This is a genomic window from Seminibacterium arietis (genome assembly GCF_042675725.1).
GTDB lineage: Bacteria > Pseudomonadota > Gammaproteobacteria > Enterobacterales > Pasteurellaceae > Seminibacterium > Seminibacterium arietis.
The window spans coordinates 166,941-179,659 of sequence record NZ_JBHTJN010000012.1 but is presented as its reverse complement, the minus strand read 5'-3'; the positions used below and the strand labels follow the sequence as shown (position 1 = coordinate 179,659).

14 protein-coding genes are annotated in these 12,719 nt (G+C 35.8%); 6 read left to right on the top strand and 8 right to left on the bottom strand.

Going from position 1 to position 12,719, the window contains the following annotated elements; genetic code table 11:
* Nucleotides 1–51 precede the first annotated feature (51 nt).
* From ACFQ02_RS08070 to nanA, 5 genes are read left to right on the top strand one after another with little or no spacing between them, the layout of a single operon-like run.
* A complete protein-coding gene (locus ACFQ02_RS08070) occupies nt 52–741 on the top strand; it encodes an N-acetylmannosamine-6-phosphate 2-epimerase (RefSeq protein ID WP_380821561.1) in 690 nt (229 codons plus the stop codon).
* A 2-nt stretch (nt 742–743) separates the two neighbouring features.
* Nucleotides 744–1,634, top strand: a complete 891-nt coding sequence (locus tag ACFQ02_RS08065) for an N-acetylmannosamine kinase (RefSeq protein WP_380821558.1) — start codon at nt 744–746, stop codon at nt 1,632–1,634.
* A gap of 2 nt (nt 1,635–1,636) precedes the next feature.
* Complete coding sequence (nanQ, locus tag ACFQ02_RS08060; RefSeq protein ID WP_380821555.1) at nt 1,637–2,110, top strand: N-acetylneuraminate anomerase; 474 nt, start codon at nt 1,637–1,639, stop codon at nt 2,108–2,110.
* A 13-nt stretch (nt 2,111–2,123) separates the two neighbouring features.
* Complete coding sequence (locus tag ACFQ02_RS08055) at nt 2,124–2,993, top strand: MurR/RpiR family transcriptional regulator (RefSeq protein ID WP_380821553.1); 870 nt, start codon at nt 2,124–2,126, stop codon at nt 2,991–2,993.
* Between the two features lie 21 nt (nt 2,994–3,014).
* Nucleotides 3,015–3,896: an N-acetylneuraminate lyase gene (nanA, locus tag ACFQ02_RS08050; RefSeq protein WP_380821550.1), complete on the top strand. Its 882-nt coding sequence runs from the start codon at nt 3,015–3,017 to the stop codon at nt 3,894–3,896.
* 77 nt (nt 3,897–3,973) lie between these two features.
* Here the strand turns inward: nanA and rlmB are convergent, their stop codons facing one another.
* From rlmB to lexA, 7 genes are all read right to left on the bottom strand, one after another.
* A complete protein-coding gene (gene rlmB / locus ACFQ02_RS08045) occupies nt 3,974–4,714 on the bottom strand; it encodes a 23S rRNA (guanosine(2251)-2'-O)-methyltransferase RlmB (RefSeq protein WP_380821547.1) in 741 nt (246 codons plus the stop codon).
* Nucleotides 4,714–7,113: a ribonuclease R gene (gene rnr, locus ACFQ02_RS08040; RefSeq protein ID WP_380821544.1), complete on the bottom strand. Its 2,400-nt coding sequence runs from the start codon at nt 7,111–7,113 to the stop codon at nt 4,714–4,716. The genes rlmB and rnr overlap by 1 nt, the downstream gene beginning before the upstream one ends.
* Before the next feature lie 124 nt (nt 7,114–7,237).
* Nucleotides 7,238–7,687 (bottom strand): 50S ribosomal protein L9, encoded by a 450-nt coding sequence (rplI, locus tag ACFQ02_RS08035; RefSeq protein WP_380821541.1) that lies wholly within the window; start codon nt 7,685–7,687, stop codon nt 7,238–7,240.
* 17 nt (nt 7,688–7,704) lie between these two features.
* Entirely contained in the window at nt 7,705–7,932 is a 228-nt protein-coding gene (rpsR, locus tag ACFQ02_RS08030; protein WP_380821539.1) for a 30S ribosomal protein S18, read from the bottom strand.
* Between the two features lie 12 nt (nt 7,933–7,944).
* Nucleotides 7,945–8,271, bottom strand: coding sequence for a primosomal replication protein N (gene priB / locus ACFQ02_RS08025; protein ID WP_380821536.1), 327 nt, complete (start codon nt 8,269–8,271; stop codon nt 7,945–7,947).
* Nucleotides 8,258–8,635, bottom strand: a complete 378-nt coding sequence (gene rpsF, locus ACFQ02_RS08020; RefSeq protein ID WP_380821533.1) for a 30S ribosomal protein S6 — start codon at nt 8,633–8,635, stop codon at nt 8,258–8,260. Before rpsF ends, priB begins: the two co-directional genes overlap by 14 nt.
* A gap of 135 nt (nt 8,636–8,770) precedes the next feature.
* Nucleotides 8,771–9,400 carry a transcriptional repressor LexA gene (lexA, locus tag ACFQ02_RS08015; protein ID WP_380821530.1) on the bottom strand — a complete coding sequence of 210 codons (630 nt, stop codon included), beginning with the start codon at nt 9,398–9,400 and terminating at the stop codon, nt 8,771–8,773.
* A gap of 156 nt (nt 9,401–9,556) precedes the next feature.
* On the opposite strand from lexA, the gene plsB reads away from it, so the two are divergent.
* On the top strand, nt 9,557–11,980 hold the full coding sequence (gene plsB, locus ACFQ02_RS08010) for a glycerol-3-phosphate 1-O-acyltransferase PlsB (protein WP_380821526.1): 2,424 nt from the start codon (nt 9,557–9,559) through the stop codon (nt 11,978–11,980).
* 80 nt (nt 11,981–12,060) lie between these two features.
* Here the strand turns inward: plsB and crp are convergent, their stop codons facing one another.
* Nucleotides 12,061–12,705: a cAMP-activated global transcriptional regulator CRP gene (gene crp / locus ACFQ02_RS08005; RefSeq protein ID WP_380821523.1), complete on the bottom strand. Its 645-nt coding sequence runs from the start codon at nt 12,703–12,705 to the stop codon at nt 12,061–12,063.
* Nucleotides 12,706–12,719: the final 14 nt, after the last annotated feature.

Genomic DNA, 12,719 nt, shown 5'->3' with positions numbered 1-12,719 from the left:
CTATCAAAAAAGAAGATTAACTTCTTTTATTTTATTTTTATTGGAGTTTATATGTCAAAATTATCACATAAAGCAATTTTAGACCAAATTAGATATGGATTGATTGCCTCCTGCCAACCTGTTGATGATGGTCCTTTAGATAAACCAGAAATCGTCTCCGCAATGGCCCAAGCATCTGTTATTGGAGGTGCTAGTGGCATACGTATCGAAGGAATTGAAAATCTGAAAGCTACTCGTGATAAAGTCCATGTACCCATTATTGGTATTGTAAAACGTGATTTATCAGATAGTCCCGTAAGGATTACACCATTTTTACAGGACATTGATGACTTAGCTGCTGCTGGTGCTGATATTATTGCTGTTGATGGAACTAACCGTCCTCGTCCTGTAGATATTAAAAGTGCGGTGAAAAAAATTAAAGAAAATGGATGCTTAGCTATGGCAGACTGTTCAAATTTAGAAGAAGGACTTTATTGTCAGCGACTAGGATTCGATATTATTGGTAGTACAATGTCAGGATACACAAGTGATAAAGTTCCGCAAGAACCAGATTATCAATTAGTTAAGGACTTGAAAGCCGCAGGTTGTTATGTAATGGCAGAAGGTCGTTACAATACCCCTGAACTAGCAAAGGAAGCAATAGCAATAGGAGCTGATTGTGTAACTGTTGGTTCTGCTCTTACTCGATTAGAACACATTGTCAGTTGGTTTAGTAATGCTGTGAAATCAGCTAAGGAATAATCATGCGTTGTTTAGCATTAGATATTGGCGGTACCAAAATCGCTGCTGCAATTATTGAACAAGGAATAGTTCATCAACGCCAACAGATTGCTACACCACAACAAAATGTAGCTACAGAAATGCATCTTGTATTAGACGCTATTCTTCATTCTTATAAAGGACAATTTGATGCCGTTGCAGTAGCATCTACAGGCATTATTGATAAAGGTATCTTAACTGCACTTAATCCTAAAAATTTAGGAGGATTAGCTAATTTTCCACTCAAAGAGAGCATTGCTAGATACACCGATAAACCTATTGGTTTACTTAATGATGTACAGGCTGCTGTTTGTGCTGAGTACAAAGAACAAGATCAAAGTGTAATACAAAATTTTCTATTTATTACAGTTTCTACTGGTGTTGGTGGCGGTATTATTTTAGATGGCAAACTTACTACTGGTCCAAATGGTATTTCAGGACATATTGGTCATTCTTTAGCAGATCCACGAGGTCCAGTCTGTGGTTGTGGGCGTATAGGTTGTGTTGAAGCTATAGCTGCTGGCAGAGCAATTGAGTTAGTTTCTTCTCAATGGAATCCTCCTCTTACCCCTAAACAAGTTTTCGACTTATTTCACAAAAACCATGAAAAAGCGACCGCACTTGTGCAAAGATCGGCTTCTGCTATTGCTAATTTAATTGCAGACATGGTTATTGGATTAAATATCCAAAAAACTGTTATTGGTGGTAGCGTAGGATTAGCAGAAGGGTATTTGAGTTTAGTCAAACAGTATTTAGACAGCATGCCTCCTATTTACCATTGTTCATTAGAAACAGCAAAATACGGTGCTGATGCTGGATTAATTGGAGCAGCCTACTGGCTAGAACAATCTTTAAACCAATTTAATAAGGAGTGATCATGATTTTGGGTGATTTAACTAGATCTGATTTTAACGTGGCATTGCCTAACGTAATCGCTGATGTTTGCGATTATTTAAATTCATTGGATCTTACTAAATTAGAAACTGGACGACATAATATTACTGATGAAATTTACATGAATGTTATGGAAACAGAAGCAACTTCCGCAGAAAGCAAACAAGCAGAAATTCATCGTAACCACATTGATGTTCAAGTAATTATCTCTGGTGTAGATTGTATTGAATACGGTTTAAGCTATCCTGATTTAAATCAATATTCTGATTATGTAGATACTGATGATTATCAACTTACTCCTGATATTCCATGCAAAAGTGCGGTCGTGTTACAACCTAAAATGTTTGCGGTTTTCTTTCCTTATGAAGTGCATAAACCTTGTTGCAAAATTGAGGGCAAACCAACACATATAAAAAAATTAGTTGTAAAAATCCCCTACCAACTAATCAATCAATAAACTCGGAGGGATTATGCTAGCCGTTAGCGGAAATATTCTTGATACAATAGGTGCGTTATACAATAGTTTAACTAAAACAGAGAAAAAAATTGCGTCAATGATTTTATCTTCTCCAGATCTACTCAGCCGTTGTTCTCTCTCTGAAATTGCACAACAATTTGATGTTGGTGAGGCAACTTTTATTCGTTTTTGTCGCACATTAGGATTTAAAGGATTCACCGATTTTAAATTACAACTTTCTATTGAATTAGCCACTAAGAAGAAGCAATCCAATCTACTATTAGAAAGCAACATAACAAAATCTGATGATGCAAAACATATTGCTGAAAAACTACAAAACTCTATTAATAAAGTCATTAATGAAACCATTAATTTGCTTGATTTTAATCAATTAAAAAAAGTAGTTTCAGTAATAAGAAAAGCAAAAAGAATTTTCTTATTTGGTGTAGGCTCATCAGGAATAACCGCAGAAGACACTAAAAACAAGTTAATGCGAATTGGTTTGCAAGTTGATGCTATATCTAATAACCACTTTATGTATATGCAAGCTTCTTTAATGAATAGTCATGATGTCGTTATTGGAATAAGTCACTCTGGTTACTCAAAAGAAACAACCCACGCCTTGCAGATTGCTAAAAAAAATAAAGCAACAACTATTGCATTAACTCATAATCTGCGTTCACCAATTACTGAAGTGGCTGACTATGTTCTGATTAATGGACACAAACAAGGTCAATTACAAGGTGACTCTATTGGTACAAAAATCGCACAACTTTTTGTGTTAGATCTTATTTATGCATTGATTATTCAAATAGAAGAAGAAAATGCAATCGAAATGAAACAAAAAACCGTTGATGTTATTTTAGAACAACAAATTAAATAATTTACTAACTAGGAGAAAATGATGAAAAAATTAACAGGCATCTTCAGTGCATTATTAGTTTCATATAATGAAGACGGCTCAATTAATGAAAAAGGATTACGTCAAATTATCCGCTATAACATTGATAAAATGAAAGTAGATGGATTGTATGTTGGCGGTAGTACTGGCGAAAACTTTATGCTTTCTACAAAAGAAAAAAAAGAAATTTTCCGTATAGCTAAAGATGAAGCTAAAGATCAAGTTGGATTAATCGCCCAAGTGGGTAGCGTTAATTTGCATGAAGCAATAGAACTAGGTAAATATGCAACTGAGCTTGGCTACGACTGTTTATCTGCAGTTACACCTTTTTACTATAAGTTTAGTTTTGCTGAAATCAAACACTACTACGATAAAATCATTGCTGAAACAGGCAATAATATGATTGTTTATTCAATTCCATTCCTCACAGGTGTGAATATGGGCATATCTCAATTTGGTGAGCTTTATCAAAATCCGAAAATACTAGGAGTAAAGTTCACAGCAGGAGATTTTTATCTATTAGAGCGTTTAAAAAAATCCTATCCAGATCGTTTAATTTGGGCTGGATTCGATGAAATGATGCTCCCCGCAGTTTCATTAGGAGTAGATGGTGCAATTGGTAGCACATTCAACGTTAATGGTATCCGTGCAAGACAAATTTTTAATTTAACTAAAGCAGGAAAATTAGAAGAAGCATTAGAAATTCAACATGTTACTAATGATCTTATTGAGGGAATACTTGCCAACGGTTTATATCTAACTATCAAAGAATTACTAAAACTAGAAGGTGTCGATGCAGGATTCTGCCGTGAACCAATGACTGCTAAAGCAACGGAAGAACAACTTTCTGTAGCAAAAAAATTGAAAGAAAAATATCTATCATGACTTTTTTCTAACAATAAAGTGCGGTCATTATTTTAGTGATTTAAACTCACAAAGATTTACCGCACTTTTAGTCACTATCAATTAGCTAAACGCTGTCTAACTATTTCGAATAAACACACACCTGTGGCAACAGAGACATTCAGTGATGATACAGCTCCAGCCATTGGAATACTAATCAACTGGTCACAAGTTTCTCGAGTCAATCGACGCATTCCATCTCCTTCTGCGCCCATAACAAGAGCTAAAGGTCCCGTTAATCTACTTTTATAAATAGTCTCAGTCGCTTCCCCAGCAGTACCAACTACCCAAATATTAAATTGACTTTGTAAATCACGCAAAGTACGAGCTAAATTTGTCACTTTTATTAAAGGAACAGTCTCAGCAGCACCACAAGCTACTTTACGAACCGTAGATGTTAGCTGTGCTGATTTGTCTTTAGGTACAATAACTGCACAGACACCTGCTGCATCTGCTGTTCTTAAACATGCTCCTAAATTATGAGGATCCGTTATGCCATCTAACACTAACAGCAATGGATTTTCTCTATCTTGTAAAATTTTCGCTAAGTCATTTTCATTCAATTCTCTAGCTACTTTAATCCTAGCAATCAACCCTTGATGAGCTTCATCTTGTGCTTTTTTATCCATTGTCTGGCGATTAAAAAATTGAACTGAAATACCCAATCGATAAAGTTCGTTCAATAAGGGTTGTAAACGTTTATCATCACGTCCTTTCAAAGCGTACACTTCTACTAAACGCTCGGGGGCATTCATCAATAATGCCCTTACTGCATGAATACCGTAAATATATTCTGACATCAAATTTCCTTAACTTTTTTCTGTTTTCTTGAAATTTTTATTTTTTTCACCGCACTTTTTTCTGTTTTTTTGTTTTTATTTTCTTTGACTTTCTTATCTTTAGAAGGCGGTAACTCTTTAAATTTTTTTAATTTATCTTTCTTTGTTTTTCCTAAGCGACGAGGCTTACGTTCAGTATCTAATAATGTAAAATCAATTTGTTTTTGTTGCAAATTAACTGCGATAACGCTTACTTTAACTCTATCTCCAATTCGATAAACAGTTCCTGAATTTTCCCCAATTAACTGATGATGTGTTGAATCAAATTGATAGTAATCATTAAGTAAAGTAGAAATATGCACCAACCCATCAATAAACAGTTCATCCAATTTTACAAAAAGTCCAAAACCTGTTACTGATGATACTACGCCGTTGAACGTTTCACCTACGTGATCTTGCATATATTCACATTTCAGCCAAGTGACTACCTCTCTAGTTGCTTCGTCCGCTCGACGCTCTGTCATAGAGCAATGCTGACCAATTAAATCCATTTCATCAAACTTATAGTGATAACCGCCCGTATCTGTGGTTTTTCTCTTACTTCCTGCCTGCTTTGCTAACAAGTATTTAATTCCACGATGTAAAGTCAAGTCAGGGTAACGTCTAATTGGAGAAGTAAAATGAGCATATTCTTCAAGAGCTAAACCAAAGTGTCCAATGTTGTCAGTATCATATATAGCTTGACTAAGAGAACGCAGTAACATATTTTGGATCAAATCACGACTTGGATGATCTTTAGTTTTTTCTAATAATTTAGCATAATCTATAGTTGTAACTTTTCGCCCTCTCTTGAAACTCAAGCCACATTCACCTAAAAAACTATACAATGCTATTAATTTTTCTTCACTTGGTGCGGAATGAATTCGATAAAGTGCTGGTTCACTATTCTTCTGCACAAAATCCGCTGCAGCTACGTTAGCTAAAATCATACATTCTTCAATAATTTTATGGGCTTCATTACGAGCAATCGGCTCAATGTAGTCAATTCTCCCCATTTCATTAAAAATAAATTTTGGCTCAATTGTCTCAAATTCAATCGCCCCACGTTGATGGCGAGCATTTACTAAACTTTGGTACAGTGCATAAAGTGCTTGTAAGTGCGGTACTAATTTTTGATACCTAGATCGTAACTCTATGTCACCATCTAGTATTTTTGCTACTTTATTATAAGTTAAACGTGCATGAGAATTAATCACCGCTTCATAAAACTGATAACTCTCCATGTTACCTTTTGATGAAATACATAATTCACAGACCATAGCAAGGCGATCTACCTGTGGATTTAAAGAGCATAACCCATTAGAAAGCACTTCAGGCAACATTGGCACTACTCGACTTGGAAAATATACAGAATTACCTCTCAAATAAGCTTCTTTATCCAGTGCAGAATGAGGCCGCACATAATAACTAACATCGGCAATTGCTACCCAAAGCCGCCAACCACCATTTCTTTCAGGCTGACAAAATACAGCATCATCAAAATCTCTCGCATCTTCACTATCAATAGTAACTAAAGGCAAATTACGCAAGTCCACACGATTTCTTTTTGCTTCCTGTGATACTTCTTCAGTTAAATTTTTTACTTGTTTTTTAACTGCATTTGGAAATTCATAAGGAATATCATGGTGACGAATAACAATTTCAGTCTCCATACCTTTAGCCATATTTTCACCAAGTACTTCTGAAATGGACCCTATAAGTTGAGAATTCCTCAACTCACGAGCTTTCAATTCAGCAATCACTACCTGCCCCATTCTAGCATTATTGCGATATTCATCTGGAATTAAAATATCTCTTGTTATTCGACTGTCATCAGGCACAACAAAACCAATTCCGTTTTCAAGGAAAAATCGTCCTACTATTGGTTTAACACGACTTTCTAATAGACGAACAATACGAACTTCTGCTCGTCCTTTTCGATCTATTCCACTTGGTTGAGCTAATACAAAATCTCCATGTACTATATTTCTCATTTGATTATTTGGAATAAAATAATCTTCTTTTATTCCAACTACTCGCAAAAAACCATAACCATCGTGATGTCCGATCACGGTTCCTTTCAGCAAATCTAGTTTTTCTGGTAACGCATAGCAGTGTCGTTTAGTAAAAATTAATTGCCCATCATTTTCCATTGCTCTTAAACGACGAAACATAGCTTCTTGTTGTTCTTTATATTTAATATTGAAATATTTCAATATATTTTCTCTTGGCATAGGAGAATTATACTGGTCAATAATTTTTAAAATAAATTCTCTACTCGGAATTGGATTTCCATATTTTTTCAATTCTTGCTCATAATTAGGATCACAAAGTGCGATGCTTTTTTTTAAAATTTTTTGTGATACAGATTTTCTAGACATAGAGTAAAACCCAACAAGATCTATTCGTGATTACTAAGTTTGACATTAGCTACAAAGGAAAGCAAGAAAAGCAGTATAAAATAAAAAACCCAGTAATAAACTGGGTTTAATAAGTTAACAGAAATTACTCTGCAACAATATTAATCGTTAGCGTTGCAAATACTTCACTGTGGAATTGGAAGCGAACTTCATGTTCACCTGTTGTACGGAGTGGTCCAGATGATAAACGAACTTCACTCTTAGCAACTTCAACACCAGCTTCTGTTACTGCCTCAGCAACATCGCGAGTAGTGACAGACCCGAATAAACGGCCTTCATCACCTGCTTTAGAAGCAATGGTCACAGTAGCTAATTCTACTAACTTAGCTGCACGTGATTGTGCGACAGCTAATGATTCAGCAGCTTTTGCTTCTAATTCAGCACGACGAGCCTCGAAGTACTCAATATTTGCTTTGGTCGCCATAACTGCTTTACCTTGTGGGATCAAGAAGTTACGAGCAAAACCAGATTTAACTTCAACTTTATCGCCAACTTGACCTAGGTGAGCGATTTTATCTAAAAGAATTACTTGCATTACCGTTTCTCCTTAAATTACTGATGAGTGTCAGTGTATGGAAGCAACGCAAGGTAGCGAGCGCGCTTGATCGCACGAGCTAATTGACGTTGATACTTCGCACGAGTACCGGTAATACGGCTTGGAACAATTTTGCCGCTTTCTGTTATATAGTTCTTTAATGTAGCTACATCTTTATAATCAATTTCAACTACATTGTCCGCTGTGAAACGGCAGAACTTACGACGACGGAAATAACGTGCCATATGGCTAGTCTCCTAATCTATAAATTCGATTTGCTCGGCATGTAATACTATCTGTGTTAGACCATTTGATCTCTTGTGTGAGGTTATAAAACCCGCTACTAATAATTTACTGCCGACCGTAATGCTTTGAGTTTTTTCTATCAATTGACGACCACTAACTTGAACAGTTATTTTGCACCAAGCTTGACGCTTAAAACTTGCTTCCAACTGTTCCGAGCGATGTTCTAAGTTAAAACAACAATGCTCAATTCCGCTAGGGCTTTTACTCCGTTTAGGATAATCAGCAACTCTACCAATTAGTGATAAACGGTTATCAATTTTCAAATTACTCTTCAGCATCCTCAAAATCGTTGTTTTCAACTTCAGCTAAAGGTTTACGTTCTTCACGTGCTTTAACCATTGGGGACGCTTCTGTTACGGCGTGCTTAGTACGAATAATTACGTTACGAAGAATAGCATCATTGTAACGGAACGTTGTTTCTAGCTCGTCGATGACTTTCTGAGGCGCTTCTACATTCATAAGCACATAATGTGCTTTGTGTAATTTATTAATTGGGTATGCCAATTGACGACGTCCCCAATCTTCTAGACGATGAATTTGACCGCCAGCTTCTTTCACAGAACCTGTATAACGTTCAATCATGCCTGGTACTTGTTCGCTTTGGTCCGGATGAACCATAAATACGATTTCGTAGTGACGCATTACTGCTCCTTACGGGTTAATCAGCCTCCGACTATAAGACCAGCCACCAATCTTGCGGAAGCAAGGAACGAAAAATATGATATGGCTGTAAGGTGCGAGATTATACAGACTTTAAATAAATAGCACAAGAAAAAATTACATCCATGCATTATTACGAATAATTCCCACTGCAATCCCTTCAATCTCAAAATCGGGTTGTTGAGATAAATCAATAATAATTGGTTCAAACTCTTCATTCTCAGCACGTAAATACACAATCGCCCCTTTCCGTTCTAAACGCTTCACTGTAACTTCATTTTCAATACGAGCAACAACAACTTGTCCATTTCGCACGTCTTTCGTGCTATGTACAGCAAGCAAATCACCATCTAAAATACCAATATCTTTCATTGACTGACCGTGAACTTTTAATAAAAAGTTTGCTTGCGGTTTAAACATATTAGCATCTATTTGATATGTCCCTTCAATATGTTGCTCTGCTAAAATGGGTTCACCCGCTGCAACTCGCCCTATAAGAGGCAAACCATCAGGTTCATTCATTTCTTCAGCTAAAAGACGAATACCTCTTGATGCTCCAGCAATTATTTCAATCACACCTTTACGAGCTAGTGCTTTTAAATGTTCTTCAGCTGCATTAGGAGAGCGAAATCCTAATTCTTTTGAAATTTCAGCTCTTGTTGGTGGCATACCTGTAGTTTCTAAGTGTCGCTTGAGTAAATCATAAACTTCCTGCTGGCGAGCTGTTAGTGCTTTAAACATACTCATATTTTAAACCCTGTTTTTATATACATGATTACTGTCATTATATACATAAAATAGTTAGTTGCAATCTTTCTTTGTCACTACTAGTGAAGAAATACTAATTTTTATGTTAAAATACCCCCAATTTTCTGAACAAATCAATTAGCAACGGAACTTAATATGTCCAGCATTCTGAACCTATATCGAAAATTACTTGAACTACCATTATCATTTTTAGTCAAAAATAACCCTATTCCTCATCACCCCATTGAAGAACTAAAACTTGATACAACACAACCTATCGTTTACATCTTGCCTTATACTTCACAAACAGATCTAGTTATTTGTCGTAAGAATTGTCTAAGCGTAGGTTTACCTGATCCATTTGAGAAAAACCAGATCAATAGTACGAAACTTCCTCGCTTTGTTTTTTTGGATGAAGGGCGACGTTTCTTTAAATCAAAAGGTGCAAAACAAGAAACTATCACTATTTTCAATAAATATTTAGAATTACACCGCACTTCTGAACAATTAGATGTCCAATTAATCCCCGTATCTGTATTATGGGGACGCTCTCCTGGTCATGAGAAAAAATCAGGATTACCTAAATTGCGTTTTCTTAATGGTATTCAAAAAACTGTCGCAGCAATTTGGTTTGGTCGTGATACTTTTGTTCGCTTTTCACAAGCGGTATCTTTTCGTTACATGGTGAACGAACATGGCTCTGATGAGAAAATCTCACATAAATTAGCACGAGTGGCTAAAATCCATTTTTCTAAACAACGCATTTCAGCAACAGGACCTCGTTTACCAAACCGCGAAGCGATGTTCAATAAATTACTGCAACTACCAACTATACTAGTAGCGATTGAAGATGAGGCTAAAAATAAAAAAATAAGTCTTGAAAAAGCACAAAAAGAAGCTTACAAAATATTAGATGAAATTGCTGCAAATGTCAGCTATGAAGGGCTACGTGTAGCGGATCGTTTTTTACGATGGCTATGGAATAAACTTTATCAAGGCATTGATGTGCGAAATGCAGATCGAGTTCGCAAACTAGCTCTAGAAGGACATGAAATTGTTTATGTTCCTTGTCATCGTAGTCATATTGACTATTTATTGCTCTCTTATGTGCTTTATCATCAGGGTCTTGTAACTCCACACATTGCTGCTGGAATTAATCTAAACTTTTGGCCCGTGGGTAATTTATTCCGACGCGGAGGTGCTTTTTTCATTCGCCGCACTTTTAAAGGAAATCGCCTATATTCCACTATTTTCCGCGAATACTTAGCTGAGTTATTTTATCGTGGCTACTCCGTGGAATACTTTATTGAAGGAGGACGCTCTCGTACTGGGCGTTTACTTTCACCCAAAACTGGAATGATGTCGATGACATTACAAGCACTACAACAACGCCAGACTAGACCTATTTCTGTTGTACCCGTTTATATTGGATACGAGCATGTGTTGGAAGTAGATACTTATGCAAAAGAGCTACGTGGTGCGGCAAAAGAAAAAGAAAATGCAGGACTCGTTCTGCGTGTTATCAAAAAGTTGCGTAACTTAGGTAAGGGATACGTTAATTTTGGAGAGCCAATTACATTAAGTAATTACTTAAATCAATATTTTCCTAACTGGAAAGAAGCTTCTGATGAGGAACGTCCTCGCTGGTTTAGTACGGCGGTCGATGAAATATCCAATCAAGTTATGATCAATATTAATAAAGCAGCCGCAGCGAATGCCATGAATTTAACGGGAACTGCTCTATTATCTTCCCGACAACGTGCTTTAAGTCGTGAACAATTACTAGAACAACTCACAAGTTATCAGCAATTTTTGCAGAATGTTCCTTATTCTGAGGATATTATTGTACCGACTGAAAGTGCGGTAAAAATGTTGGAGCATGTATTAAATTTAGACAAAGTGGGAATTCTAGTTGAAAAAGATAACTTTGGTGAAATTATCCGATTAGAACGTAATTCTGCTGTATTGATGACTTATTATCGAAATAATATTCAACATTTATTTGTATTACCTTCATTAGTAGCAAGTATCGTTTTGCATTACGAAACTATTCAGAAAGAACTAGTATTACAGGCTATTAATCTAATTTATCCTTTCTTAAAAGGAGAATTATTTTTACATTTTTCAGAGCAAGAACTTAACAACTATATAGAAAGTACAATTGCAGAATTACAGCGTCAAGAACTCATTCATTATCAAAGAAGTATCCTTTCTATCAATAAATCACATGTTAGAACATTGCAACTTTGGTCTGCTGGCATGCGTGAAATTTTACAACGCTATTATATTACTGTTTGCCTTTTACAAAAGGATCCTGCTATTCCTCGCTCTACTTTGGAAAAAGAAAGTCAATCAATAGCACAACGTCTTTCTGTATTACATGGTATCAATGCCCCAGAATTTTTCGATAAAGCTGTATTTTCGACTTTCATTGCAAGTTTAAAACAGAATGGTTATTTTATCGAAGATAATCAAGCAGATATTAATCAGTTAAATAAAATTACTGATATTCTTAATAAAATGATTTCAGCTGAAGTTTGCCTCACAATAAAAAGTGCAGTGGAAAAAGGTGAAGAATAAGTAATCTAAGACACTTATGTTCAATAGAATTAAAAGACCGAGTTAAAACTCGGTCTTTCTATCATCGACAAATAAAATCCTTATCTTGTACCATAAACCACGATAGTTTTACCATGAGCAGAGATCAAATGTTGATCCTCTAACATTTTTAGGATACGACCAACAGTTTCTCTAGAGCAACCAACCATTTGACCAATTTCCTGACGAGTGATCTTTATTTGCATACCATTTGGGTGAGTCATAGCATCTGGCATATCCGCTAAATGTAACAGAGTTTGAGCGATGCGGCCTGTTACATCAAGAAAAGCAAGGTTACTCACTTGTCTTGAGGTATTTTGTAAACGACGTGCAAGCTGTGCTGTTAAATACATCAATATTTCAGGATTAACTTGAACTAGCTGACGAAATTTTTTATATGAAATTTCAGCTATTTCGCAAGCACTTTTTGCTTTGACCCAAGCAGAACGATATTGATCTTCTTCAAACAATCCTGCTTCACCAAAAAAGTCACCTTGACTCAAATAGGTTAAAATCATTTCCTTACCATCTTCATCCTTAATCAAAACTGCCACTGAACCACGGATTAAATAATAAAGTGTTTCTGCTTTTTCACCTGCATGAATCAACGTTGTTTTTGAGGAATGTTTATGAATATGGCAATGAGAAAGAAACCACTCTAAAGTAGGATCCACTGTTTTTTCTATCAAACTCTGTTGTTCTTGCACTTAAATACTCCAAT

What these genes read in the sequence shown, in the direction of transcription:
- ACFQ02_RS08070 (WP_380821561.1), top strand. Translation starts at nt 52, where the DNA reads ATGTCAAAATTATCACATAAAGCAATTTTAGACCAAATTAGATATGGA.
- ACFQ02_RS08065 (WP_380821558.1), top strand. Translation starts at nt 744, where the DNA reads ATGCGTTGTTTAGCATTAGATATTGGCGGTACCAAAATCGCTGCTGCA.
- nanQ (WP_380821555.1), top strand. Translation starts at nt 1,637, where the DNA reads ATGATTTTGGGTGATTTAACTAGATCTGATTTTAACGTGGCATTGCCT.
- ACFQ02_RS08055 (WP_380821553.1), top strand. Translation starts at nt 2,124, where the DNA reads ATGCTAGCCGTTAGCGGAAATATTCTTGATACAATAGGTGCGTTATAC.
- nanA (WP_380821550.1), top strand. Translation starts at nt 3,015, where the DNA reads ATGAAAAAATTAACAGGCATCTTCAGTGCATTATTAGTTTCATATAAT.
- rlmB (WP_380821547.1), bottom strand. Translation starts at nt 4,714, where the DNA reads ATGTCAGAATATATTTACGGTATTCATGCAGTAAGGGCATTATTGATG.
- rnr (WP_380821544.1), bottom strand. Translation starts at nt 7,113, where the DNA reads ATGTCTAGAAAATCTGTATCACAAAAAATTTTAAAAAAAAGCATCGCA.
- rplI (WP_380821541.1), bottom strand. Translation starts at nt 7,687, where the DNA reads ATGCAAGTAATTCTTTTAGATAAAATCGCTCACCTAGGTCAAGTTGGC.
- rpsR (WP_380821539.1), bottom strand. Translation starts at nt 7,932, where the DNA reads ATGGCACGTTATTTCCGTCGTCGTAAGTTCTGCCGTTTCACAGCGGAC.
- priB (WP_380821536.1), bottom strand. Translation starts at nt 8,271, where the DNA reads ATGCTGAAGAGTAATTTGAAAATTGATAACCGTTTATCACTAATTGGT.
- rpsF (WP_380821533.1), bottom strand. Translation starts at nt 8,635, where the DNA reads ATGCGTCACTACGAAATCGTATTTATGGTTCATCCGGACCAAAGCGAA.
- lexA (WP_380821530.1), bottom strand. Translation starts at nt 9,400, where the DNA reads ATGAGTATGTTTAAAGCACTAACAGCTCGCCAGCAGGAAGTTTATGAT.
- plsB (WP_380821526.1), top strand. Translation starts at nt 9,557, where the DNA reads ATGTCCAGCATTCTGAACCTATATCGAAAATTACTTGAACTACCATTA.